At 71.6% G+C, this 23,368-nt stretch carries 21 protein-coding genes; 7 read left to right on the top strand and 14 right to left on the bottom strand.

Annotated elements, in window-relative coordinates; genetic code table 11:
- Positions 1-130 precede the first annotated feature (130 nt).
- Entirely contained in the window at positions 131-1,660 is a 1,530-nt protein-coding gene (locus tag BR98_RS37165) for a carbohydrate binding domain-containing protein (RefSeq protein WP_035850588.1), read from the top strand.
- A 57-nt stretch (positions 1,661-1,717) separates the two neighbouring features.
- On the opposite strand, the gene BR98_RS32535 is transcribed toward BR98_RS37165, so the two are convergent.
- The 5 genes from BR98_RS32535 to BR98_RS32515 all read right to left on the bottom strand — a co-directional run bounded on the left by BR98_RS32535 (position 1,718) and on the right by BR98_RS32515 (position 7,239).
- The gene (locus tag BR98_RS32535) at positions 1,718-3,349 is read right to left on the bottom strand and encodes an isovaleryl-CoA dehydrogenase (protein ID WP_035850583.1); all 1,632 of its coding nucleotides are present in this window, start codon (positions 3,347-3,349) and stop codon (positions 1,718-1,720) included.
- Positions 3,350-3,438: 89 nt separating this feature from the next.
- A complete protein-coding gene (locus tag BR98_RS32530; protein WP_035854606.1) occupies positions 3,439-4,386 on the bottom strand; it encodes a GNAT family N-acetyltransferase in 948 nt (315 codons plus the stop codon).
- A gap of 20 nt (positions 4,387-4,406) precedes the next feature.
- Entirely contained in the window at positions 4,407-4,982 is a 576-nt protein-coding gene (locus tag BR98_RS32525) for a cupin domain-containing protein (RefSeq protein ID WP_063774873.1), read from the bottom strand.
- Positions 4,979-6,175: a cytochrome P450 gene (locus BR98_RS32520; protein WP_035850580.1), complete on the bottom strand. Its 1,197-nt coding sequence runs from the start codon at positions 6,173-6,175 to the stop codon at positions 4,979-4,981. The genes BR98_RS32525 and BR98_RS32520 overlap by 4 nt, the downstream gene beginning before the upstream one ends.
- Positions 6,172-7,239 carry a type III polyketide synthase gene (locus tag BR98_RS32515; RefSeq protein ID WP_035850577.1) on the bottom strand — a complete coding sequence of 356 codons (1,068 nt, stop codon included), beginning with the start codon at positions 7,237-7,239 and terminating at the stop codon, positions 6,172-6,174. Before BR98_RS32515 ends, BR98_RS32520 begins: the two co-directional genes overlap by 4 nt.
- A gap of 119 nt (positions 7,240-7,358) precedes the next feature.
- On the opposite strand from BR98_RS32515, the gene BR98_RS32510 reads away from it, so the two are divergent.
- Positions 7,359-7,919: an NUDIX hydrolase gene (locus BR98_RS32510; protein ID WP_051970625.1), complete on the top strand. Its 561-nt coding sequence runs from the start codon at positions 7,359-7,361 to the stop codon at positions 7,917-7,919.
- A gap of 58 nt (positions 7,920-7,977) precedes the next feature.
- On the opposite strand, the gene BR98_RS32505 is transcribed toward BR98_RS32510, so the two are convergent.
- Positions 7,978-10,356, bottom strand: a complete 2,379-nt coding sequence (locus BR98_RS32505) for a Tex family protein (RefSeq protein ID WP_035854602.1) — start codon at positions 10,354-10,356, stop codon at positions 7,978-7,980.
- 247 nt (positions 10,357-10,603) lie between these two features.
- On the opposite strand from BR98_RS32505, the gene BR98_RS32500 reads away from it, so the two are divergent.
- Positions 10,604-10,993: a PPOX class F420-dependent oxidoreductase gene (locus tag BR98_RS32500; RefSeq protein ID WP_035850574.1), complete on the top strand. Its 390-nt coding sequence runs from the start codon at positions 10,604-10,606 to the stop codon at positions 10,991-10,993.
- 31 nt (positions 10,994-11,024) lie between these two features.
- Here BR98_RS32500 and BR98_RS32495 read toward each other — a convergent pair whose 3' ends face one another.
- The 3 genes from BR98_RS32495 to BR98_RS32485 are packed head-to-tail and all read right to left on the bottom strand — an operon-like array spanning position 11,025 to position 13,893.
- Entirely contained in the window at positions 11,025-12,692 is a 1,668-nt protein-coding gene (locus tag BR98_RS32495; RefSeq protein WP_035850569.1) for an AMP-binding protein, read from the bottom strand.
- A 20-nt stretch (positions 12,693-12,712) separates the two neighbouring features.
- The gene (locus tag BR98_RS32490) at positions 12,713-13,498 is read right to left on the bottom strand and encodes an SGNH/GDSL hydrolase family protein (protein WP_035850566.1); all 786 of its coding nucleotides are present in this window, start codon (positions 13,496-13,498) and stop codon (positions 12,713-12,715) included.
- Between the two features lie 23 nt (positions 13,499-13,521).
- Positions 13,522-13,893 (bottom strand): winged helix-turn-helix transcriptional regulator, encoded by a 372-nt coding sequence (locus tag BR98_RS32485; RefSeq protein WP_035850565.1) that lies wholly within the window; start codon positions 13,891-13,893, stop codon positions 13,522-13,524.
- 91 nt (positions 13,894-13,984) lie between these two features.
- On the opposite strand from BR98_RS32485, the gene BR98_RS32480 reads away from it, so the two are divergent.
- Both BR98_RS32480 and BR98_RS32475 read left to right on the top strand, forming a co-directional pair.
- Positions 13,985-15,196, top strand: a complete 1,212-nt coding sequence (locus tag BR98_RS32480; protein ID WP_035854600.1) for a pyridoxal phosphate-dependent aminotransferase — start codon at positions 13,985-13,987, stop codon at positions 15,194-15,196.
- A gap of 159 nt (positions 15,197-15,355) precedes the next feature.
- Complete coding sequence (locus BR98_RS32475; protein ID WP_035850562.1) at positions 15,356-17,626, top strand: terpene synthase family protein; 2,271 nt, start codon at positions 15,356-15,358, stop codon at positions 17,624-17,626.
- Between the two features lie 23 nt (positions 17,627-17,649).
- Here the strand turns inward: BR98_RS32475 and BR98_RS32470 are convergent, their stop codons facing one another.
- Positions 17,650-18,294, bottom strand: coding sequence for a suppressor of fused domain protein (locus BR98_RS32470; RefSeq protein ID WP_035850558.1), 645 nt, complete (start codon positions 18,292-18,294; stop codon positions 17,650-17,652).
- A gap of 44 nt (positions 18,295-18,338) precedes the next feature.
- Here BR98_RS32470 and BR98_RS32465 point away from each other — a divergent pair, with 44 nt between their 5' ends.
- Positions 18,339-18,671 (top strand): YnfA family protein, encoded by a 333-nt coding sequence (locus BR98_RS32465; RefSeq protein ID WP_035850553.1) that lies wholly within the window; start codon positions 18,339-18,341, stop codon positions 18,669-18,671.
- On the opposite strand, the gene BR98_RS32460 is transcribed toward BR98_RS32465, so the two are convergent.
- Positions 18,649-19,203, bottom strand: a complete 555-nt coding sequence (locus tag BR98_RS32460; protein WP_232247769.1) for a TetR/AcrR family transcriptional regulator — start codon at positions 19,201-19,203, stop codon at positions 18,649-18,651. The two genes, BR98_RS32465 and BR98_RS32460, sit on opposite strands and share 23 nt — an antisense overlap.
- 72 nt (positions 19,204-19,275) lie before the next feature.
- Here BR98_RS32460 and BR98_RS32455 point away from each other — a divergent pair, with 72 nt between their 5' ends.
- Positions 19,276-19,752 (top strand): peroxiredoxin, encoded by a 477-nt coding sequence (locus BR98_RS32455; protein ID WP_035850549.1) that lies wholly within the window; start codon positions 19,276-19,278, stop codon positions 19,750-19,752.
- Positions 19,753-19,770: 18 nt separating this feature from the next.
- Here BR98_RS32455 and BR98_RS32450 read toward each other — a convergent pair whose 3' ends face one another.
- The 3 genes from BR98_RS32450 to BR98_RS32440 all read right to left on the bottom strand — a co-directional run bounded on the left by BR98_RS32450 (position 19,771) and on the right by BR98_RS32440 (position 23,298).
- Entirely contained in the window at positions 19,771-20,415 is a 645-nt protein-coding gene (locus tag BR98_RS32450) for an MBL fold metallo-hydrolase (RefSeq protein ID WP_232247767.1), read from the bottom strand.
- A complete protein-coding gene (locus BR98_RS32445; RefSeq protein WP_035850542.1) occupies positions 20,415-21,503 on the bottom strand; it encodes an S-(hydroxymethyl)mycothiol dehydrogenase in 1,089 nt (362 codons plus the stop codon). The genes BR98_RS32450 and BR98_RS32445 overlap by 1 nt, the downstream gene beginning before the upstream one ends.
- 127 nt (positions 21,504-21,630) lie before the next feature.
- Positions 21,631-23,298, bottom strand: coding sequence for a purple acid phosphatase family protein (locus BR98_RS32440; protein WP_083977735.1), 1,668 nt, complete (start codon positions 23,296-23,298; stop codon positions 21,631-21,633).
- Between the last annotated feature and the right edge of the window lie 70 nt (positions 23,299-23,368).

The raw sequence follows: 23,368 nt of genomic DNA, 5'->3' as shown, positions 1-23,368 counted from the left end.
GGCGGGAACCTTAAGTCGGACGTAAAGCTCACCCCGCCCCCAACCGATGCCTTGACGCGCCCAGTTGGTCTAGTCCATTTTGGGCGTACGTCGTTTTCGGCGGACCCCCACACGTCCGAAAGGCACCCCCATGCCACGCGCGCTCCACCGCCAGGCCGTCCCCCGCCGGGCCAAACTGCTCTCGCTGGGCTGCGCCGCCCTGCTCGCCACCGGGGGCATCGCCGCTCTCGCCGTCGGCGCCGACGCGGCCACCGCCAACCTGCTCGGCAACCCCGGCTTCGAGAGCGGCCTCGGCTCCTGGACCTGCTCGGGCGCCACCGGCTCGGTGGTCTCCTCCCCCACCCACTCCGGCAGCGGCGCCCTGCAAGGGGCCGCGAGCGGCAGCGACAACGCCCAGTGCAGCCAGACCGTCGCCGTCCAGCCCAACACCAGCTACACGCTGAGCGCCTGGGTGCAGGGCAGCTACGTCTACCTCGGCGCCACCGGCAGCGGAGTGACGGACCCTCAGGTCTGGACGCCGAGCGCGACCTCCTGGACCCAGCTCAACGGCGGCTTCACCACCGGGCCGAGCACCACCAGCGTGACCGTCTACCTGCACGGCTGGTACGGGCAGGGTTCCTACCTGGCGGACGACGTGGTGCTCAGCGGGCCCGGCGGCGGCTCCACCCCGACGCCCACTCCGACGCCCACGCCCACGTCGACGACCACCGCCACCCCGACGCCCACCCCGACGCCGACGCCCACCTCGACACCCACCCAGACCAGCCCGCCGCCGAACCTGGCCGTGCCGGTGGCCCCGTACGTGGACATGGGCGCCTGGCCGACCCCCTCGCTGACCGCCGACGCCAGCGGCAGCGGCATCAGGTCCTTCACCCTCGCCTTCGTCACCAGCGTGGGCTGCAAGGCCAGTTGGTTCAACGCCTACGACCCGCGGGCAGCCTGGGCGAAGGACCAGATCGACGCGGTCCGGGCGGCCGGCGGGGACGTCAAGGTCTCCTTCGGCGGCGCCTCCGGCACCGAACTCGCCGCCGCCTGCTCGACGGTGGACTCGCTCTTCGCCGAGTACGACGCCGTGGTCAAGGCGTACGACCTGAAGTACGTCGACTTCGACATCGAGGGCGCGGCGGTCTCCGACACCGCCTCCAACGACCGCCGCTCGGCCGCGCTGGCCAAGCTGCAGCAGGCCCACCCCGGGCTGAAGGTCTCGCTCACCCTGCCGGTGCTGCCCGAGGGCCTGACCTCGGAGGGTGTGGCCGTCGTCCGCTCCGCGATCAACGCCGGGGTCAGCCTGGACCTGGTCAACGTGATGGCGATGGACTACGGCCGCCCGGGCACCAACTACGGCACCGCCGCCGTCCAGGCCGCGCAGAGCACCCACGACCAGCTGCGGACGCTCTACCCGGCCAGGACCGACGCCCAGCTCTGGGCCGCGGTCGGCGTCACCCCGATGATCGGTGAGAACGACGACCACCAGATCTTCGACCAGGCCGCCGCCCGGCAGGTGGTCACCTTCGCCCAGCAGCACCACCTCGGTGAGCTGGCCTTCTGGGAGATGAGCCGGGACGCCAACGCCTGCACCGGTGGCGCGCTGTACAAGTGCACCAATGTGCCGCAGCAGCCCTTCGACTTCTCGAAGATCTTCGCGAAGTACACGGGCTGACGTACCCGGGCTGACGAGCGGGGCGCCGACCGGCTGGCCGGCGCCCAGCTCACCGCCTCAGGAGACCATCCGCGCCCGCGAGATGACCGTCTCGGTGTCCACTCCGGCCGGCAGCGTGCCGAACGCGTTGCCGTGGTCGCCGCCCAGCCGGGAGGCGCAGAAGGCGTCCGCCACCGCCGGGCTGGAGTGGCGCACCAGCAGCGCGCCCTGCAGGGTCAGCGCCATCGACTCGACCAGCCGCCGGGTGCGGTACTCCACCTCGCTGAGGTCACCGAGCTGCTTGCGCAGCTCCGCCACCGCCGCGTCCAGCCGCCGGTCGGCGCCGGCCACCGCGTCCAGCTCCGCGAAGTACGCCTCCACCGACTGCGGGCTGCGGGCCATCGCGCGCAGCGCGTCCAGCGCGGCGACATTGCCCGAGCCCTCCCAGATCGACACCAGCGGCGCCTCCCGGTAGAGCCGCGGCATGCCGGACTCCTCGACGTAGCCGTTGCCGCCCAGGCACTCCAGCGCCTCGGCCGCGTGCGCCGGGCCGCGCTTGCAGACCCAGTACTTGGTGACCGCGAGCGCCAGGCGCCGGAAGTCCGCCTCGCCCTCGTCGCCGCCCACGGCGCGGTCGGTCGCCTCGGCCAGCCGCAGCGCGACCGTGGTGGCCGCCTCCGACTCCAGGGCCAGGTCCGCCAGCACATTGCGCATCAGCGGCTGGTGGATCAGCTCCTTGCCGAACGCCCGCCGGTGCTCGGCGTGCTGGACCGCCCGCTGGACGCCCAGCCGCATGCCGGCGGCGGCGCCGAGGGTGCAGTCCAGGCGGGTCATGTTGACCATCTCGATGATGGTCCGCACCCCGCGGCCCTCCTCGCCGACCAGCCAGCCGACCGCCTCCTCGTACTCCAGCTCGGCGGAGGCGTTGGAGCGGTTGCCCAGCTTGTCCTTGAGCCGCTGGATCCGCAGCGCGTTGCGGGTGCCGTCCGGCAGCACCCGGGGCAGCACGAAGCAGCTCAGCCCGCCGGGTGCCTGAGCCAGGGTCAGGAAGACGTCGGACATCGGCGCCGAGGTGAACCACTTGTGGCCGGTGAGGTGGTAGGTCCCGTCGCCGGCCGGCAGCGCCACGGTGCTGTTGGCGCGCACGTCCGAGCCGCCCTGCTTCTCGGTCATCGACATGCCCGCGATCAGCCCGCGCTTGCCGTGCGGCTCGCGCAGCCCGAAGTCGTAGACGGTGGAGGCGAGCAGCGGCTCCAGCCAGTCGGCCAGTGCGGGGGTGGTGCGCAGCGCCGGGACGGCCGCGTAGGTCATCGAGATCGGGCAGCCGTGCCCGGCCTCGACCTGGCTCCACAGGTAGAACTTGGCTGCCCGGGCGGTGTGCGCACCCGGGCGCGGGTCCTGCCAGGGGGCGGCGTGCAGGCCGTGCTCGACGGCCACGCCCATCAGCTGGTGCCAGGCGGGGTGGAACTCGACCTCGTCGATCCGGTGCCCGTAGCGGTCGTGGGTGTGCAGCACCGGCTCGTTCTCGTTGGCCAGCCGCCCCCAGTCCGCCGCTTGCTCGGTCCCGGCCAGCGCGCCCAGCTCCCGCAGCTCCGGCTCCGCCCACCCGGCCCCCGCCCGGTGCAGCGCGGCCAGCAGCGCCGGATCCTCGGCGGTGTTGTGGCCGTACGGCGGCGGGACCTGGTTGGTGACCTCGTGGGTGTGCGGCACGGCCTGCTCCCTACTCGCGAGTAAGTGGACAGCACCAGAGTGCCGCATCCCCTCTCACTTGGGGAGTACCCCACTCGTGACGGACCCGCTCAGTCCGCAGACAGCACCAGTCGCCGGGCGCTGTTGCGGTAGCCGGTGCGGAGGAAGGCGGCGGCCATCGGGTGGTTGCCGAGGTCGGTGTCGGCGCGGATCTCGGCGGGGGCGGTCTCGGCGATCAGGATCCGGGTGATCTCGGCGAGGATGGACTCCGCGTGGCCGTGGCCGCGGTGTTCGGGGAGCACCCCGAGGTAGCCGACCACCGGGAAGGAGTGGTTGCGCGAGGGCAGCCCGAAGCCGACCAGCTCGCCGGCCGCGTTGCGGGCCACCCGCCACCAGGAGCGCTCGCCGAGCATCTCGTCGCGGTAGAACGCGACGTCCTCGCGGGCCTGCTGCTCGGCCCCGACCTTGGCGGCCCCGGTGGTGCTGTCGGAGTCCAGGCTGCCGGCGATCACCCGGCGGAACAGCTCGACGAAGACCTCGTCGTCCGGCTCCTCGGCGAACTCCAGCCCGGTGCCGGGCGGCGCGGGTTCGGGGCAGACCTCCGGGCGCCACTCGAACCGCAGTCGCTCCAGCTCGCCGGTGAGCCCCGCCTGCCGGGCCGCCTGCTGACGCCAGGTCAGCGCCGCCAGCACCGCCGGCTGCTCGCGCCAGTCGCCGGGCAGGAAGACGTGGTAGCTCGGCGAGTCGCCGAAGGCCGTGTGCGCGGCCCGCAGCAGCTCGGCCGCCAGCGCGGTGCGCTCGGGCCCGGTGCCGACGGCGGGATGGGTGAAGATCCCGTCCAGCGCCTGCGGCGCGGCGGAGCCGGCGCCACCCCACCAGACGGCGACGGCGCGCAGGTCGCCGTCCTGTTCGGCCAGCCAGGTCCGGTCGAGGCGGTACTCACCGCTTGCCAGCTTGGTCCGGTAGCTCTCGGCGGTGACGGTCGAGCAGCCGGGGTCGGCGACCAGCAGGGGCAGGAAGCGGTCGAGGTCGGACTCGACGGCGGAGCGCAGCAGCATGCCCGCACGGTAGGCCGGGGTCACCCGGGAGGCAACGGGGTTTCCGGCAGCGGAGTTTCCGGCAGCGGGGTTTCCGGCAGCGGCACTCCCGGCTTGAGCGGCGTCAGCTGCTCGATGTCGTAGCGGCGCCGCAGCTCCTCCACCGCCTCCGGCGCCACCGGCGGTCCGTCCGCGAGCAGGGCCAGGAGTTCCTCGAAGTAGCGCTCGTGGTCCGGCGGTGGCGCGGCCTGGAAGAGCAGCCGGGCCGGCGTATGCCCGGCGTTTGCGAAGCCGTGCGGGCAGCCCGGCGGGATGTGGATCAGCGCACCGCGAGTGCCGCGGCGCACCGTCTCGCCGTCCGCCGAACGCCAGTCGGACCAGTCGCCGGCCGTCCGCACCACCGGTTCGAAGGCGAACAGGTCCACCTCCCCGTCCAGCACGTAGAAGAACTCCTCGCTCCTGGTGTGCCGGTGCGCGCCGACGTCGAAGCCGACCGGCACCACCACCTCGAAGAGCGAGCCGACCGTGCTCCGCGCTCCGGTGATCTTGAAGGTCACGTGCTGCGCCGGGCCGGTCAACTGCCGCCCGCCGCCCGGCGGCAGCACCAGCCCGCTCACCAGGCCACCGGGAGCTCGCCCGGTCCACGGATCAACTCGCCCTTGCGCCAACGGATCTCGGACGCCGGTACGGCCAACCGCAGCCGCGGGAAGCGGTCCAGCAGCGCGCGCAGCATCACCTGCGTCTCCATCCGCGCGAAGGCCGCGCCCACGCAGTAGTGCGGGCCGTGCCCGAAGGCGAGGTGCGGGTTGGGGTGCCGGTCGAAGTCCAGCTCGTGCGGCCGGTCGAAGACCGCCGGATCGCGGTTGGCCGCCAGATAGGAGGAGTGCACCGCCTCCCCGGCCTTGACCAGTACCCCGCCCAACTCCACGTCCTCGGTGGCGATCCGGGCCTGTCCGGTGGCGTTGCGGTGCGGCAGCCAGCGCAGCAGCTCCTCCACCGCCTGCGGCAGCAGCTCCGGCTCGGCGAGCAGCCGCTGCCACAACTCCGGCCTGGTGAGCAGGATGTAGCCCATGGTGGCACTGTTGAACCGGACCGCGTTCATCCCGCTGATCTGCATCAACACCGCGAAGGCGACCAGCTCGGACCGGTTCAGCTCCCCCGCCTGCTCACCCGCCACCAGGTGGCTGAGCAGGTCGTCCTGCGGCTCGGCCATCCGCTGCTCCACCAGGCTGCCGAGGTACTCGCCGATCTCCCGTTTGGCCCGCTCGCACTCCTCCGGGAGCGCCGCGGAGGTGATGATCTGTCCGGTCCACTCGGCGACCTGGGCGCGGTCCGGCTCCGGGATGCCCATCAGTTCGCTCATCCCGTGCAGCGCGAACGGGGTGTACAGGTGCGCCAGCAGATCGGCCGGCGCTCCGGCCTGCTCCATCCCGTCCAGCAGTCGCCCGGCCAGCTTCTCGGCGCGCGGCCGGAGCCGGTCGATCCGCCGGGCGGTGAAGGCGCGCGAGGCGGAGCGCCGCAGCCGGGTGTGCTCGGGCGGGTCGGCCAGCCCGACCGCATCGTGCAGCGGAATCGGGTTCGGGGCCAGCCGGGTGACGTTCCGCTGCCGCAGCGCGGCCCGGCCGAACCGGGCGTCCGAGGTGACCTTGGTGACGTCGGCGTACCTGCCGACCAGCCAGGCGTCCCCTTCGCCGTACTGCAGGGCGACCCTTCCCGGCGTCTCGCGGGCCACTGCGTCGAGCAGCACCGGGTCGACGGCCAGCTCGTCCAGGTGATCGACGGTCCACCGGGTGACCGGGGGTCGGTTCATCGCTCGTCACTCCGTCGGTCGTTCCAACTGCCCAGCGCCACCTCGGCGGTGATCCCCGGTCCGAACCCGGCCAGGATGCCGCGGTGCCCGTCCAGGGCGGTGTCCTCCTCGAACAGCCTGCCCAGCGCGTCCAGCACCACGGCGCTGGCGATGTTGCCGTACTCGGTCAGCGTGTCCCGGCTGTGCCGGAAGGCCTCGGCGGGGACGTTGAGGAACCGGCCGAGGTCGGCCAGGATCCGCGGGCCGCCCGCGTGGACGATGTAGAAGTCCAGGTCGGCGACCTTCCACTGGTGCGCCTCGGCGAGTTCCTCCAGGACCGGGGCGAGCGGCTCCATGGTCCCGGGCACCCGCTTGTCCAGCTGGAAGTGGAAGCCGGTGGCGCGGACGGCGTAGGAGATCCACTCCTCGGTGTGCGGGATCAGGTAGGAGCCGTTGCGCTCCAGTCGGACCCCGAGACCGTCCTGCCCGCCGCGCACCACGGCTGCTGCCACCGCGTCCCCGAACAGGCCGTTGGAGAGCAGCTGGCCGACGCCGAGGTCGGTGGGCTGGTAGCAGAGCGAGCAGAACTCGCAGGCCACCACCAGGGCGTTGCGGTCGGGGTAGGCGGTGCAGAAGTCGTGGGCGCGGTTGACGGCGGCGCCGCCGGCCGCGCAGCCGAGCTGGGCGATCGGCAACTGCCGGGTCTGCGGCCGAAATCCCATCTCGTTGATCAGCCAGGCGGTCGGTGAGGGCATGCTGAACCCGGTGCAGGAGACGAAGACGATCAGGTCGATGTCCTCGACCCGCAGCGCCGCGTGGTCCAACGCCCGGCGCACCACCGGCGGCACCCGCTTCTTGGCCTCGGCGAGGAAGAGCTCGTTGCGGGACTCGAAGCCGGGGTGGTTCAGGGTGCGTTCGATCGGCTGGACCAGATGTCGCTTGCGCACCCCCGTGTGGCTGATCAGCCGTAACACCAGGTCCAGGTCCGGGTGGTCCCGGTGCAGCTCGCGGGCGATCGCCAGCGTGTCGTCCATCGTGATGACGTGTTCCGGGACCTCGGTCGCCGGCCTGCAGAGCACTGCCATCTCATCCGTCTCCTGTGGCCTCGACAGCACCAACTGACTTTTCGTCAGCACCATACGATGCGCACACGGTCGGTGATCACCGGACACATCGACGGCGGGACCCGGACTACGATCACCCGATGACGGAAACGACTGAGCTCGCCAGCCCGCCCGAGGACCGATTTCCTGCGCTTTTCGCGCCCCAGCGCTGGGAGTGGGGTGGTATCGACGCCCAGTTCGCCACCGAGCTCCCGCCCGACGAACTGATCACCAATATCCACCTGATCGGGTTCACCCCGGACCAGCGGGTGGTGCTCTGCCGGGACGCCCGCAACCACTGGTTCCTGCCGGGCGGCACCCGGGAGCCGGCCGAGTCGGTACTCGACTGCCTGGCCCGTGAGTTGCGCGAGGAGGCCGGCGCACGGCTGCTCGGCGAGCCGGTCTGGGTGGGCGCGCACCGCGCGGTGACGGACCGTCCGACCCCGTACCGGCCCTGGCAGCCGCACCCGGTGAAGGCCTGGCTCTGGGGCTGGGCCGAGGTGACGGTGGACTCGGCGCCGACCAATCCCGAGGACGGCGAGGAGGTCGTGGAGGTGCGCGCCATGACGGTGGCCGAGGCCTGCAAGCTGCTGGTGAACGGGCGCGAGGCCTGGTGGGGCGAGCTGGTCCGGCTCGCGGCCGAGCAACGAGGCGCGCGCTAGCGGCGGTACGGGGACGGGGTGTGCGAGAGGTTCTCGCACACCCCGCCTCGGCACGGCGCTACTTGCCCAGGCCCGCCCGGCGCAGCGCGTCGGCCATCGCGCTGTTGACCACCGGCGCCGCAGCGGAACCGCCGCCACCGCGCCGGTCCTGCCGCGGCGGGCGCGGCCCGCGGTCGCGGCCACCGTCACGGCCGCCACCCTCGCGGGCACCGCCCTCCCGACCGCCGCCTTGGGCGGGCTTCGCGGCCGGCACCTCCTCGTCCAGCCGCAGCGTCAGCCCGATCCGCTTGCGCGGCACGTCCACCGAGACCACCCGGACCCGCACCACGTCGCCCGACTTGACCACCTCGCGCGGGTCCTTGACGAACTTCGTCGACAGCGCCGACACATGGACCAGCCCGTCCTGGTGCACGCCCACGTCCACGAAGGCGCCGAACGCGGCCACATTGGTCACCACGCCCTCCAGCACCATGCCCACCTCGAGGTCGCCGATCTTGTCGACGCCCTCCCTGAAGGTGGCCGTGCGGAACGCCGGGCGCGGGTCGCGACCGGGCTTGTCCAGCTCGCCCAGGATGTCGGTGACGGTCGGCACACCGAAGGTCTCGTCCGCGAAGTCGGCCGGGCGCAGCGCGCGCAGCGCCGTCCCGTTGCCGATCAGCTCCTTGACCGTGCCGCCGGTGCTGGCCAGGATCCGGCGCACCACCGGGTAGGCCTCGGGGTGCACGGCGGAGGCGTCCAGCGGGTCGTCGCCGCCGGGGATCCGCAGGAAGCCCGCGCACTGCTCGAAGGCCTTCGGGCCGAGCCGGGCCACGTCCTTGAGCGCCTTGCGGGTGCGGAACGGGCCGTTGGCGTCGCGGTGCGACACGATGTTCTCGGCCAGCGTGGCGGTCACCCCGGAGACCCGGGTGAGCAGCGGGGCGGAGGCGGTGTTCACGTCCACGCCGACCGCGTTCACACAGTCCTCGACCACGGCGTCCAGCGAGCGGGACAGCTTCAGTTCGCTCAGGTCGTGCTGGTACTGGCCGACGCCGATCGACTTGGGGTCGATCTTCACCAGCTCGGCCAGCGGGTCCTGCAGCCGGCGGGCGATCGAGACGGCGCCGCGGATCGAGACGTTGAGCTCGGGCAGTTCCTGGGAGGCGAAGGCCGAGGCGGAGTAGACCGAGGCGCCGGCCTCGGAGACCATCGCCTTGGTGAGCTTCAGCTCCGGGTGACGCTTGATCAGGTCCTCGGCCAGCTTGTCGGTCTCCCGCGAGGCGGTGCCGTTGCCGATCGCGATCAGGTCGACCTGGTGCTTGGCGGCCAGCGCCGCCAGGGTGGCGATCGAGGCGTCCCACTTGTTGGCGGGCTGGTGCGGGTAGATGGTGTCGTGCGCGACCACCTTGCCGGTGGCGTCCACCACCGCGACCTTGACGCCGGTGCGGAAGCCCGGGTCCAGGCCCATGGTGGCGCGGGTGCCGGCGGGGGCGGCGAGCAACAGGTCGCGCAGGTTGGCGGCGAACACCTTTACCGCCTCGTCCTCGGCCTCCTGGCGCAGCCGGCCGCGCAGGTCGAGGCCGAGCCGGACCAGGATCCGGGTCCGCCAGGCCCAGCGGACGGTGTCGCCGAGCCACTTGTCGGCCGGGCGGCCGTGGTCGGCGATGCCGAACCGGGCGGCGATCCGCTGCTCGTAGTCGTTCTCGCCGGGCAGGTCGGTGTCCTCCGCGGAGAGCGGCGACAGGTCGAGGTCGAGCACCTCCTCCTTCTCGCCGCGCAGCATGGCCAGGATCCGGTGCGAGGGGAGCTTGGTGTACGGCTCGGCGAAGTCGAAGTAGTCGGCGAACTTGGCGCCCTCCTGCTCCTTGCCCTCGCGGACCCTGGCGACCACCCGGCCGCGGGTCCACATCCGCTCGCGCAGCGAGCCGACCAGGTCGGCGTCCTCGCCGAACCGCTCGACCAGGATCGCCCGGGCGCCCTCCAGGGCGGCGGGCGCGTCGGCGACCTGCTCGTTCACGAAGCCTGCCGCGAGTGCGGCCGGGTCCTGCGCCGGGTCGGCGAGCAGCGTGTCGGCCAGCGGTTCGAGGCCGGCCTCGCGGGCGATCTGCGCCTTGGTGCGCCGCTTGGGCTTGAACGGGAGGTAGATGTCCTCCAGTCGGGCCTTGGAGTCGGCGGCCAGGATCTGCGCGCGCAGCGCCTCGTCCAGCTTGCCCTGGGCCTCGATCGACTCCAGGACGGCGGTGCGGCGCTCCTCCAGCTCGCGCAGGTAGCGCAGCCGCTCCTCCAGCGTGCGCAGCTGGGAGTCGTCCAGCTCACCGGTGACTTCCTTGCGGTAGCGGGCGATGAACGGCACCGTCGCGCCACCGTCCAGCAGCTCGACGGCCGCCTTCACCTGCCCCTCGCGAACCCCGAGTTCCTCGGCGATCCGTCGCCCGACTGCTGTTTCGGCTGGCGTGGTCACGAAGCCGGTCACCTTCTCCAGAGTTGCCTTGCGGGTACGCCCTGCATTCTGGCAGTTGTCAGCCGGTCCGGCGGTAAGACCGCCCGGCGATTGGGGGGTGGGTGAAGGAGCGGCGTCCGGGCCGAGTCTGGGCGGTGCCGACGAGGGAGCCACTGCGGAGCATTGGCGACTGAGGAGAAGCCGTTCAGGCGAGAGTCCGGGCGTTGCGACGCCGCCCCCCAATCGCCGGGCGGTCTAAGGTCCGGGTATGGATGACTCGCTGCTCGAGCGGCTGGGCCGGGGCAAGTACCTGCTGGTGACGTCCTACAAGAAGGACGGCACGCCGGTGGCCACCCCGGTCTGGGTGGTGCCCGACGGCGCGGCGCTGGGCATCTGGACGGTCGCCGACGCCTGGAAGGTCAAGCGGATCCGGCGCCGCGCCGACGTCCTGGTCGGCCCCTGCGACGTGCGCGGCAAGCCGACCGGCGCCTCGGTGCCCGGCAGCGCCGAGATCCTCGACGCCGCCGGCACGGCCCGCTACCGCACGCTGCTGGCCCGCAAGTACGGCCTGCTCGGGCGGCTCACCCTGCTCGGCAGCAGGCTGCGCCGGGGCACCGACGGGACCGTGGGCATCCGGATCACCCTCACGGTTGCTTGAGCCACTGCCGCACGAACTACTGCCGCACGAGCTACTGACGGAGCTCGGGGAACTGCTCCTCGCGCCACTCGGTGCTCAGCTCGCCGCCCTGCTCCTCGCGGGCCCGCAGCTCGACCCGGCGGATCTTGCCGGAGATCGTCTTCGGCAGCTCGAAGAACTCCAGCCGCCGCACCCGCAGGTAGGGCGCCAGGTTCTGCCGGGCGTGGCGCAGGATCGCCAGCGCCGTCTCCCGGTCGGGCGCCCAACCCGGCGCGAGTGCGATGTACGCCTTGGGCACCGCGAGCCGGGTCGGATCGGGCGCCGGGACCACCGCCGCCTCGGCGACCGCCGGGTGCTCGATCAGCACGCTCTCCAGCTCGAACGGGGAGACCTTGTAGTCGGAGGCCTTGAAGACGTCGTCGGTACGCCCGATGTAGGTGATGTAGCCGTCCGCGTCCCGGCTCGCCACGTCGCCGGTGTGGTAGTAACCGCCCGCCATCGCCTCGGCGTTGCGCTCCTCGTCGCCGAGGTAGCCGGTCATCAGGTTGAGCGGGCGGCGAGTCAGGTCCAGGCAGATCTCGCCCTCCTCGGCGGGCTTGCCGGTGACCGGGTCGACCAGCACCACCGGCACGCCGGGCAGCGGCCGCCCCATCGATCCCGGTTTGACCGCCGCCCCGGGCGTGTTGCCGATCAGCAGCGTGGTCTCGGTCTGCCCGAAGCCGTCCCGGATGGTCAGCCCCCAGTGCCGTTCGATCTGCGCGATCACCTCGGGGTTGAGCGGCTCGCCGGCCGCGAACAGCTCGCGCAGCGAGCCGGGACCGGCCGACAGGTCGGTCTGGATCAGCATCCGCCACACGGTCGGCGGCGCGCAGAAGGTGGTCACCTCGGCCCGGTGCAGCTGCTCGACCAGCTTCGCCGCGTCGAACCGGGTGTAGTTGTGGACGAAGATCGTCGCCTCGGCGATCCACGGCGCGAAGAAGCAGCTCCAGGCGTGCTTGGCCCAGCCCGGTGAGCTGATGTTGAGGTGCACGTCGCCGGGCCGCAGGCCGGCCCAGTACATCGTGGTGAGGTGGCCGACCGGGTAGGAGACCTGGGTGTGCTGGACCATCTTGGGGCGGCTGGTGGTGCCCGAGGTGAAGTAGACGAGGAGCGGGTCCTCGGGCCCGGTGACGGCGCTGAACGGGGCCGGCCGCGCGAGCTCGTAGGCGGCCTCGAACGAGGTCCAGCCCGACGCGGCCCCGCCGACCACGATCCGGGTCAGGCCGTCGTCCTCGGTGAACTTGGCGGTGTCGGCCGCGTTCGCCACCACGTGCCGGGCGCCGCCGCGCCGGATCCGGTCGGCCAGGTCGGCGGGGCCGAGCGCGGTGGTGGTCGGCATGATCACCGCGCCGAGCTTCATCGCCGCGAGCATCGTCTCCCACAGCTCGACCTGGTTGCCGAGCATCAGCAGCACCCGGTCGCCCTTTCCGACCCCGAGTCCGGCCAGTTGGTGGGCGACCTGGTCGGAGCGGTGGGCGAGGGTGTCGAAGCTGTACTTCGCCTCGCTGCCGTCCTCCTCCACGATCCACAGCGCGGTGCGCCGGTTGCCGCGGGCGATGGCATCGAACCAGTCGGTCGCCCAGTTGAAGCGTCCCTCGATGACGGGCCAGGAGAACTCCTCCCGGCCCAGCAGGAGGTCACGGGCGGCGCGGTAGCTCGCGGTTGCGGTGGCGTCGGTCACGGTTGCCGATCATAGGGACTTCAGCCCTCGTAGGGCAGCAGTTCGGCGCGCTTGGGCGGGCGCCCGTCGCCGGACGAACGGCCCGTCACCCGCCGGACCAGCCACGGGCCGACGTGAATCCACAGCCAGCGCAGGTCGCTGCGGAGCTTGGCCGGGCGGCTCACCGGTGCGGCGGCCGGCAGCGGCGCCCGCCAGTCGAAGGCGGCCGGGCGGCCGAGCGCCTGCAACACCGCCTCGGCGACCCGGCGGTGGCCCTCCGGGGAGAGGTGCAGCCGGTCCTCGGCCCAGAGCCGGCGGTCGTCGAAGCAGTCGGCCGAGAAGAGGTCGACCACGGCCACCCGCGGGTGCTCACCGAGTTGCTCCACGAAGGCCTTGAGCCGCTGGATGGCCGGCATCAGCCGGGCGCCGCCGGCCATCCGGCGGGTCGGGTCGGTACTGGTGAACAGCACCACGGTGGCGCCGGTGGCGAGCAGCTTCTCGGCGGCGGCCCCGAGCTGCGCCTCCACCCGGGCGATGTCGCAGCCGGGCCGCAGCACGTCGTTCAGCCCGCCGGCCAGGGTGACCAGCTCTCCGCCGAGGGCGACCGCCGGGTCCAGCTGTTCGCCGCTGATCTGCCCGATCAGCTTCCCGCGCACGGCGAGGTTGGCGTACCGGAAGTCGGCGGGCGCGACTTCCGCCGCGAGCGCGGCGGCCAGACGGTCGGCCCAGCCACGGTAGTGGCCGTCGGGGAGCAGGTCGTCGCACATGCCTTCGGTGAAGGAGTCACCGACCGCGACATAGCTGGTGAAAGGTGTGGGGGTACTCATCGCCCCCCGATGCTACTCGCGGGTCAGTGAACCGGAGTGGTCACCCAGTGCTCGCGCACGGCATCCGTCGGCCGCTGCTCCCCGAGCGCGGCCAGTCCCCACTGCCCCAGCGCGACGACCACCTCGCGCAGCGCCGACCCGTGCTCGGTCAGCTCGTAGACCGTCGCGTTGGCCGGCCGCTCCAGCTTGCGCCGCAGCACCACGCCCTCCGCCTCGAGCTGCTTGAGCCGGGCGGCCAGGATGTCGGTGCTGACCCCGGGCAGATCGGCGTGCAGGTCGGTGTAGCGGCGCGGGCCGCCGAGCAACTCGCGGACGATCAGGAGGCTCCAGCGTTCCCCCACCGCGTCCAGGGCCCGGGCAATCGCGCAGTACTGGTCGTAGCTTCGGCGTGACATGGCATCAGCATAGCCAATAGGTTGGACTTTCCAAGTGCCTACTTGGTAGAACAAAGCAAGCAGGTAGATGGCCACCGCCGGGAGGCACCAGATGGAGTTTCGGCAGTCCAGCAAGCTCACGGGCGTGTGCTACGAGATCCGCGGGCCGGTGGTCGACCAGGCGAACGCCCTGGAGGAGGCCGGGCACAGCGTGCTGCGGCTCAACACCGGCAACCCGGCGCCGTTCGGCTTCGAGGCGCCGGAGGAGATCCTGCAGGACATCATCCGCAACCTCCCCAGCGCGCACGGCTACAGCGACTCGCGCGGGATCCTGCCGGCCCGCCGCGCGGTGGCGCAGTACTACCAGCAGCGCGGGGTCAGCGGCGTCACGGTCAACGACATCTACCTCGGCAACGGCGCCTCCGAGCTGATCCAGATGGCGGTCCAGGCCCTGGTGGACGACGGCGACGAAGTGCTCGTGCCGGCCCCCGACTTCCCGCTCTGGACCGCCGTGGTGCGGCTGGCCGGCGGCAAGGCGGTGCACTACCTCTGCGACGAGGAGGCCGACTGGTACCCCGACCTGGACGACATCGCCGCCAAGATCACCAGCCGCACCAAGGCCATCGTGGTGATCAACCCCAACAACCCCACCGGCGCGGTCTACCCGAAGGAACTGCTCAACGGCATCCTCGACCTGGCCCGACGGCACGGCCTGATGGTGCTGGCCGACGAGATCTACGACAAGATCCTCTACGACGGCGTCGAGCACCACTGCCTGGCGGCGCTCGCCGACGACGTGCTGACCCTCACCTTCAACGGCCTCTCCAAGGCCTACCGGGTGGCCGGCTTCCGCAGCGGCTGGCTGCTGGTCTCCGGCCCCAAGGAGCACGCCAAGGACTACCTCGAGGGCCTGACCATGCTGGCCGGCATGCGGCTGTGCCCCAACGTGCCGGCCCAGTACGCGGTCCAGGCCGCGCTCGGCGGCCACCAGTCGATCCACGACCTGACGCTGCCCAACGGCCGGCTCACCGAGCAGCGCGACGTGGTCTGGCGGGCGCTCAACGAGCTGCCCGGGGTGAGCTGCGTCAAGCCCAAGGGCGCGCTCTACGCCTTCGCCAAACTGGACCCGGCGGTGCACAGGATCAAGGACGACGAGCAGTTCGTGCTGGACCTGCTGCTCCGCGAGAAGATCCACATCGTCCAGGGCACCGGATTCAACTGGCCGCGCCCGGACCACTTCCGGTTCGTCACCCTGCCGCGCGCCGACGACCTGGAGACGGCGATCAGCCGGATCGGGCGCTTCCTGGCGACATATCGTCAGTAATTCCCACCCGCCGCCGATCTGCTGGGCATTCACTCGAAAGATCCCGTGCGGCTCCGGCCGCACGCCTCCCCCGCGCTGCCGTACGCGTCTTACCGGCAGTCGATCTTCCACCGAGACTGAGGAAGATCGACCGTCCGACTTCCCGGTGGGGGGATACCAATGGCGCAACAACCGTTCCAGCTACCCGACTTCTACCTGCCACACCCGGCCGGCCTCAACCCCCAGGTGGAGGGCGCGCGGGAGCACACCCGGCAGTGGGCCCGCGGCATGGGGATGCTGGAGGGCAGCGGCATCTGGGACCTCCAGGACCTCGAAGACCACGACTACGCCCTGCTCTGCGCCTACACCCACCCCGACTGCGACAGCACCGCGCTGGACCTGGTCACCGACTGGTACGTCTGGGTCTTCTTCTTCGACGACCACTTCCTGGAGACCTTCAAGCGCACCCTGGACCGGGCCGGCGGCAAGGCCTACCTGGACCGGCTGCCGCTCTTCATGCCGATGGACCTCGCCGACGGCTTCCCCGAGCCCACCAACCCGGTCGAGGCCGGCCTGGCCGACCTGTGGGCCCGCACCGTGCCGCACATGTCGCTGGACTGGCGGGCCCGCTTCCGCGAATCCACCGAGCACCTGCTGAACGAGTCGCTCTGGGAGCTGTCCAACATCAACGAGGGCCGGGTCGCCAACCCGGTCGAGTACATCGAGATGCGCCGCAAGGTCGGCGGCGCCCCCTGGTCCGCCGGGCTGGTCGAGTACGCGGCCGGCGCCGAGGTCCCCGCCGCGGTGGCCCACAGCCGACCGCTGCGGGTACTGCGGGACACCTTCGCGGACGGCGTCCACCTGCGCAACGACCTCTTCTCCTACGAGCGCGAGGTCACCAACGAGGGCGAGCTCAGCAACGGCGTCCTGGTGCTGGAGACCTTCCTCGACTACACCACCCAGCAGGCCGCCGACGCCGTCAACGAGCTGCTGACCAGCCGGCTGCACCAGTTCGAGAACACCTTCTTCACCGAACTGCCGCTGCTCTTCGCCGAACACGGCCTGTCGCCGGAGGAGGTCCGGCGGGTGCTGGCCTACGCCAAGGGCCTGCAGGACTGGCAGTCCGGCGGCCACGAGTGGCACATGCGGTCCAGCCGGTACATGAACGACCGGGCCAACCTGGGCACATCGACCTTCTCCGCGACCCCCGTCGGCCTCGGCACCTCGGCCGCCGACCTGCGCCGGCTCTTCGACCCGCCCGCCCTGCGCAGCTTCAGCCACGTCCCCTACCAGACCGTGCCGCCGTTCCAACTCCCGGAGATCTACCTCCCCTTCACCCCGGCCCTCAGCCCGCACCTGGACTCGGCCCGGCGCACCTCCACCGCCTGGGCCCGCGAGATGGGCTACCTCGACGTCATCCCGGGCGTGGTCGACTCCGGTGTCTGGGACGACCGTAGGATCGCCGCCGCCGACCTAGCGCTCTGCTCGGCCGGCCTGGACCCGGACGCGTCCCCGGCCGAACTCGACCTCTCCGCCAAGTGGCTGGTCTGGGGCACGTACGGGGACGACTGGTTCCCGCTCGCCTTCAACCACTCGGGCGACGTCCCCGGCGCCCGGGCCTGCATCGAACGCCTGGCCCGGTTCATGCCGTTGGAGAATCCTTCCGCCTCGCCGGTCCCCACCACCGCCCTCGAACGCGGCCTCGCCGACCTCTGGGCCCAGACCGCCGGCCCGATGCCGCCCCGCGCCCGCGCGGCCTTCCGCGCCACCGTCGACGACATGCTGGAGAGCTGGGTCTGGGAGGTCGCCAACGTCGCGGAGCACCGCATCCCCGATCCGGTCGACTACATCGAGATGCGCCGCAAGACCTTCGGCTCCGACCTGACCATGAACCTGGCCCGCTTCGCCCACCAGCGCACGGTCCCCGACGAGGTGTGGGCCTCCGGCTCCCTCCAGGCCCTGGAGCACGCGGCCGCCGACTACGCCTGGCTGATCAACGACCTCTACTCCTACCGCAAGGAGATCCAGTACGAGGGCGAGATCCACAACCTCGTCCTGGTGGTGCAGAACTTCCTCAACTGCGACCTGGAACACGCCCTGCGCGTCGTCTCCGACCTGCAGACCTCCCGGATGCACCAGTTCGAGCACCTGAGCGCACTCGAACTCCCCCAGCTCTACGAGGACTTCGCCCTCTCCACCGCCCAGCGCGCCGAACTCGAGGCCTACGTCGACGACCTGCGCCACTGGATGAGCGGCATCTACGTCTGGCACCGCGACGTCAGCCGCTACCGCGAGTCCGAACTCGAGTACCAGCCCACCATGTACCACGCCCGCCCGGCGACCACGCTCGCCACCACCCCCGCCCGCATCCCCGCCCGCATCCCCGCCCTCAGGGGCCTGGGCACCTCCGCCGCCCGGATCGCCACGATCCTCACTCCCGTGCGTGATTGAACGGGGCCCTCTCAGTCAGCGACTCAGGCTCTGGCCCGCCGCAGGTCGAGCCGGTCCCAGTCGAAGCTCCAGAGCGCCTCGAAGCCGTGCTCCGTGACGTACTCCCGCTCGTAGTCGAACACCGGGTAGACGCCGAGGATCTCGACCGGATCGGCCTGCGCCGTGTCCGGATCGCTCAGGTCCAACCGGATCGACTCCGAGCCGCCGCCGATCACCGGCTCCGCGACCACCAGGCTGTTCAGGTCGGTACTCGGCACGAGCCGCCTGGCGGAACCGATCGCCTGGCCGTGGTCGAACGGGCAGCGCCCGCGCAACGCGGCGACCACCGTGGCCGGAACCGTCGCCCAGCCGGGATCGTCCGTCCGCCCGGTCAGCACCAGCTCGCGCCCGGCGGAGTCCGGATCCGACCGGTCCGCCAGCGAGAGCCCGTAGCTGAACGCCGTCAGACAGCCCGGCTCCGGGGTGTCCGCGAAGGAGACCGCGAGCACCCGGCCCTGCTCCGCTCCGGGCGCCGCGACCTCCTGGACGGTCGGCTCACCGCCGGTCAGCTCGGTCAACCGCGCCAGATAGCGGGCCAGTCGGCCCGGGGTGTCTCGTTCGTTCATCTGCAGCCTTTCCAGCATCAGCTCGCGAGGTTCGAGCATCAGCTCGCGAGGTTCGGAGGCCATGACCGCCCTTCCCAGCCCCAGTCACCCGCCTAGACTTCCTGCTCATGACCGTCGCCCGATCCGCCCTGCTGTTCCTGCTCGCCGCCGTGCTCGAGATCGGCGGCGCCTGGCTGGTCTGGCAGGGGGCGCGCGAGCACCGGGGCTGGGCGTGGATCGGGGCCGGCGTGGTGGCGCTGGGGGCCTACGGGTTCGTGGCGACGCTGCAGCCGGACAGCCACTTCGGGCGGGTGCTCGCGGCCTACGGCGGGGTGTTCATCGCCGGCTCGCTGCTCTGGGGCGTGCTGGCGGACGGGTTCCGGCCGAGCCGCTACGACCTGATCGGCGCGGCGATCTGCCTGGTCGGGGTGGGCGTGATCATGTATGGACCAAGGCGGTAACGGCGGCGGCCAACTGTTCGGCGACTGCCGCCGGGTCGCCCAGCGCCGCGCCGACCATGGCGCCGTCGCGGAGCAGCAGCAGGATGTCGGCGCGGCGCTCGGGGTCGGGCAGGCCGAGGCCCCGGAGCACCTGTTCGAACGTGCCGTGCAGCCAGCGCCGGTGCTCGGCGATGGCGAGCGAGACCGGGTGGTTCGGGTCCGGGTATTCGGCGGCGGCGTTGATGAAGGGGCAGCCGCGGAAGCCGGGGCCGCACATCTCCTGGCTGAGTCGCGCGACGAACAGTCCGAGCGCCTGATCGGGTGTCAGCGTGGGGAAGGCGGCGGCCACCTCGGCGCGGACCTGCGCGTCCCAGTGCTGGACGTAGGACCGGACCAGGTCCTCCTTGCCGGGGAAGTGCCGGTAGAAGGTGGCGCGGGTGACGCCGGCCTCGGTCACGATCCGGTCCACCCCGACGGCGTGGATGCCTTCCGCGTAGAAGAGCCTGGTGGCGGCCTCCAGGACGCGGGCGCGGGCGGGGGAATCTGTACTCACACCCAGGACCGTACTACTATCCAAGAGAGAGAACGAACGTTCTGCCTCACCGGATGAGAAGACGAGGACCCCATGGCCAAGTCCCCCGAGATCGGCGCCCCCGCCCCGGACTTCACCCTCCCCGGCCTGCTGCTCGCCGAGGAGGGCGCCGAGCGCCGCGAGTACCGCCTCGCCGAGGCCAAGGGCCACCCGCTCGTCCTGGTCTTCTACCCGGGCGACAACACCGCCGTCTGCACCAAGCAGCTCTGCTCCTACACCTCGGACCTGGACCGCTTCCGCGACCTCGGCGCCGCGGTCTGGGCGGTCAGCCCGCAGGACCTGGACAGCCACGAGGGCTTCGCCCGCAAGTACGACCTGCGCTTCCCGCTGCTGGCCGACCCGGACCGCACCGTCGCCAAGGCCTTCGGGATCGCCGTCCCGGGGCTGGGGCTGCGCCGTTCGGTCTTCATCCTCGACGGCGACGGTACGGTCCGCTGGCGGCACATCGCGCTGGCCGGTCTGACCTTCCAGCAGACCGACACCCTCACCGAGGCACTCGCAGCGCTCTGACCGGCGCTGCACAGCGCGTCAGTGCCCGCGCGCGATCCACTCCTCCAGGTGCGGCGCCTCATCGCCGATCGTGGTGGTCGGCCCGTGCCCGGTGTGCACCACGGTCTCCGGGGGCAGGTCCAGCAGCCGCTCCCGGATCGACCGGATGATGGTCGGGAAGTCCGAGAAGGACCGCCCGGTGGCACCCGGCCCGCCCTGGAAGAGCGTGTCCCCGGTGAAGACGGCGTCCAGCGCGGGGACGTACACGCTGACCGAGCCGGGGCTGTGGCCCGGCGTGTGCCGGATGTGCAGGTAGAGGCCGCCGACGACGATCCGCTGACCGTCCCGCAGTTCCTCGTCCGGGTTGTCGTCGGGGTGCGCCTGCTTCCACAGCGGCAGGTCGTCGGGGTGCAGGTGGATCGACGCACCGGTGAGCGCGGCCAGCGCGGGCGCGCCGTTGACGTGGTCGTTGTGCGCGTGGGTGCAGATGATCGCCAGCACCTGGCGGTCGCCCAGCGCCTCGGCGATCGCCGCGGCGTCGTGCGCCGGGTCGATCACCACCGCCTCGTCCTCGTTGCCGATGATCCAGACGTTGTTCTCCACCTCCCAGCTGCCGCCGTCCAGTTCGAAGACGCCGGAGGTGGTGAGGAGCTCGATCTCGGGCTCGGGGGGCATCTGTCGCATCAGAACACCACCACCGAGCGGAGCACGTCGCCGCCGTGCATCTTGGTGAAGGCGGCCTCGACCTCGTCCAGGCCGATCGTCTCGGTGACGAAGGCGTCCAGGTCGAGACGGCCCTGCAGGTAGAGGTCGATCAGCATCGGGAAGTCCCGGGAGGGCAGGCAGTCGCCGTACCAGGAGGACTTGAGCGCACCGCCGCGGCCGAAGACGTCCAGCAGCGGGAGCTCCAGGGTCATCTCGGGGGTCGGCACACCGACCAGCACCACGGTGCCGGCCAGGTCGCGGGCGTAGAAGGCCTGCTTGTAGGTCTCGGGGCGGCCGACCGCCTCGATCACCACGTCGGCGCCGTGACCACCCGTCAGCGCCCGGATCGCCTCGACGACATCCGTACCGGACGACGCGTCGACCACGTCGGTGGCGCCGAGCCCGCGGGCCCGCTCCAGCTTCCGCTGGTCCAGGTCCACCGCGATGATCCGCGCCGCGCCGGCCAGCCGGGCGCCCAGCACGGCCGCGTTGCCGACCCCACCGCAGCCGATCACCGCGACGCTGTCGCCGCGCGACACCCCGCCGGTGTTGATCGCCGCGCCGAGCCCGGCCATCACCCCGCAGCCGAGCAGTCCGGCGGCGGCCGGCGAGGCGGCCGGGTCCACCTTGGTGCACTGTCCGGCGGCCACCAGGGTCTTCTCGGCGAAGGCGCCGATGCCGAGCGCGGGCGACAGCGGCGTGCCGTCCAGCAGGGTCATCGGCTGCTTGGCGTTGTGGGTGGCGAAGCAGTACTGCGGGCGACCGCGCCGACAGGAGCGGCACTGTCCGCAGACCGCACGCCAGTTGAGGATCACGAAGTCGCCTGGCGCGACCTCGGTGACGCCCTCGCCGACGCTCTCCACCAGTCCGGCCGCCTCGTGGCCGAGCAGGAACGGGAACTCGTCGTTGATCCCGCCCTCGCGGTAGTGCAGGTCGGTGTGGCAGACCCCGCAGGCCTGCACCCGGACCACGGCCTCCCCGGGCCCCGGGTCGGGCACCACGATCGTCTCGACCTGCACCGGTTCGCCCTTGCCCCGGGCGATGACGCCCCTGACCTGCTGTGACATGCGGCCCTGACCCTTCGTTCAGTCGCAGAAGCCGAACGGCCCCTCAGGAGAGATTCTCTCCCGAGGGGCCGCCCTGCGACGCCCGTCCGTCAGTCGGCGTCACGCGCCGCGGCGTTCGGCGCTGGGACTACCAGCCCCAGCCGCCGCCCTGGCCGTCGTCGTCCGAGTTGCTGTCCCAGCCCTCGCCGACCTTGCGCAGGATGGTGTAGTGGTCGATCTGCTGGCCGGTCTCGGTCAGCGCGGTGACCTTCATCGAGGACTTCTGGCCCAGGTGGGCCGGGGTGACGTCGACCTTGATGAAGGAGTAGCCGAGGTAGCGCACGCGCGACCACTCGACCGTCTCGGGCACCTTGACCTGGCCCTTCTCGAAGTGGAAGGACTGCACCTCGTCGACCCGGTTCTCGTGGCCCTCGTAGGTCTGCGGGGCGCCGAAGGAGTACAGGCTGCGGCCGGCCGCACCCGCGGTGACGTAGACCACGCCGTCCTTCTCGGGCTCCAGGGTGGCGCCGCTCGGGATCGCCTTGGAGACCTTGTTGCCGAGGATCGCGTCGGTGCGCTCGTAGACGTGGTTGTGACCGTTGATCACCAGGTCCACGCGGTACTTCTCGAACAGCGGCACCCAGGCCTCGCGGACACCGCCCTCGGAGGCGTGCGCGGTGGTGGTGGAGAAGGCGCAGTGGTGGAAGAAGACCACGACGAAGTCGATCGTCTCGTCGTTGCGGAAGTCCTTGAGGGTCCGCTCCAGCCACTTGGTCTGACGACCGGCGGTGATGCCGAGGTTGACCGGGATCTCGTACGAGACGTCGTTGGCGTCCAGCGAGATGACACCGACGTTGCTGTACCGGAACGAGTACACGCCGGGGGCGACGCGCGGGTCCGGGCCGTTGTCCGGCAGGAACCAGCGGGCGTCCTCGCCGCCGTAGCCGTTGTGCGAGTACCAGGCCTCCATGTCGTGGTTGCCGTAGGAGACCATCCACGGGATCTTCGCCGCGACCGCCTCGGTCTGCACCAGGAAGGAGTCCCAGGTGGTCGCGTTGAACGCGTCCTTGTCCGAGTCCAGGCCCTGGCCCTTGGGGTCGGCGTAGCAGATGTCGCCGGCGTGCAGGTGGAACTTGGGGTTCTGGGCCAGGATCACGTTGTCGTTGGCCGCGGCGTGGGCGCTGACGCCCTGGTCGCCGAAGGCGGTGAAGGTGAACGGCTCGTAGACCTTGCCCCAGCGGTGGTCGCGCGAGGCGGCGGTGCGGAAGGTGCCCAGCGTCGAGATCTGCTGCTGCTTGGCCGGGTCGAAGCCCTCGTGGCCGACGCCGTAGTAGTACGTGGTGTCGGGGTGCAGGTCCTCCAGCGCCACGTGCAGGTAGTACTGGTCCACCGGGGTCTGGCCGGGGACCAGCGCCGGGGTGTGCAGCGCGCGCACCTCGGCCTCGACCTTGTGGCTCAGCTCCCACGGGGTCTTGCCGTAGCGCAGGAACGGCTTCTTGACCGGGACCGGGACCTGCCAGGAGATCCGGAACTGGGTGTCCGGCTCGGCGCCGAACTGCAGGTGGCGGCCGACCGGGATCACCTTGGACCCGTCAACGGCGGACGCGGCGTCACCGAGCACGGTCGACCCGGAGGCCGGCGCGGCATAGGCGTTGCCGGTGCCCAGCACGCCGCCCACGGCCAGCGCACCGACCGTGATCGCGCCGGAGCGCAGGACCTTGCGCCGCGAGTAGCGGCTGCGCAGGTACTCGTGCTGCTCGGCCATGCTCATGCGGGCGGCGAGCTTCTCGGGCACACCCATGTTCGGGATATCCATGTCCATGGGCGGGACTCTCTCAGGAACCGGTGGACTCTGTCCCGAGTTTCGGTGAACGCGCGTAGACGAG

It is taken from the genome of Kitasatospora azatica KCTC 9699, from assembly GCF_000744785.1.
Lineage (GTDB): Bacteria > Actinomycetota > Actinomycetes > Streptomycetales > Streptomycetaceae > Kitasatospora > Kitasatospora azatica.
Note: the sequence above shows the minus strand (reverse complement) of the source record. Positions and strands in the feature narration are given on the sequence as shown.

Coding starts and splice junctions, on each gene's coding strand:
- BR98_RS32475 (WP_035850562.1), top strand. CDS start 15,356: ATGGCGCAACAACCGTTCCAGCTACCCGACTTCTACCTGCCACACCCG.
- BR98_RS32455 (WP_035850549.1), top strand. CDS start 19,276: ATGGCCAAGTCCCCCGAGATCGGCGCCCCCGCCCCGGACTTCACCCTC.
- BR98_RS32530 (WP_035854606.1), bottom strand. CDS start 4,386: ATGCTGCTGCGCTCCGCCGTCGAGTCCGACCTCGACCGCTTCCTGCCC.
- BR98_RS32520 (WP_035850580.1), bottom strand. CDS start 6,175: ATGAACCGACCCCCGGTCACCCGGTGGACCGTCGATCACCTGGACGAG.
- BR98_RS32480 (WP_035854600.1), top strand. CDS start 13,985: ATGGAGTTTCGGCAGTCCAGCAAGCTCACGGGCGTGTGCTACGAGATC.
- BR98_RS32500 (WP_035850574.1), top strand. CDS start 10,604: ATGGATGACTCGCTGCTCGAGCGGCTGGGCCGGGGCAAGTACCTGCTG.
- BR98_RS32515 (WP_035850577.1), bottom strand. CDS start 7,239: ATGGCAGTGCTCTGCAGGCCGGCGACCGAGGTCCCGGAACACGTCATC.
- BR98_RS32440 (WP_083977735.1), bottom strand. CDS start 23,298: ATGGATATCCCGAACATGGGTGTGCCCGAGAAGCTCGCCGCCCGCATG.
- BR98_RS32465 (WP_035850553.1), top strand. CDS start 18,339: ATGACCGTCGCCCGATCCGCCCTGCTGTTCCTGCTCGCCGCCGTGCTC.
- BR98_RS32510 (WP_051970625.1), top strand. CDS start 7,359: ATGACGGAAACGACTGAGCTCGCCAGCCCGCCCGAGGACCGATTTCCT.
- BR98_RS32450 (WP_232247767.1), bottom strand. CDS start 20,415: ATGCGACAGATGCCCCCCGAGCCCGAGATCGAGCTCCTCACCACCTCC.
- BR98_RS37165 (WP_035850588.1), top strand. CDS start 131: ATGCCACGCGCGCTCCACCGCCAGGCCGTCCCCCGCCGGGCCAAACTG.
- BR98_RS32490 (WP_035850566.1), bottom strand. CDS start 13,498: ATGAGTACCCCCACACCTTTCACCAGCTATGTCGCGGTCGGTGACTCC.
- BR98_RS32470 (WP_035850558.1), bottom strand. CDS start 18,294: ATGGCCTCCGAACCTCGCGAGCTGATGCTCGAACCTCGCGAGCTGATG.
- BR98_RS32445 (WP_035850542.1), bottom strand. CDS start 21,503: ATGTCACAGCAGGTCAGGGGCGTCATCGCCCGGGGCAAGGGCGAACCG.
- BR98_RS32485 (WP_035850565.1), bottom strand. CDS start 13,893: ATGTCACGCCGAAGCTACGACCAGTACTGCGCGATTGCCCGGGCCCTG.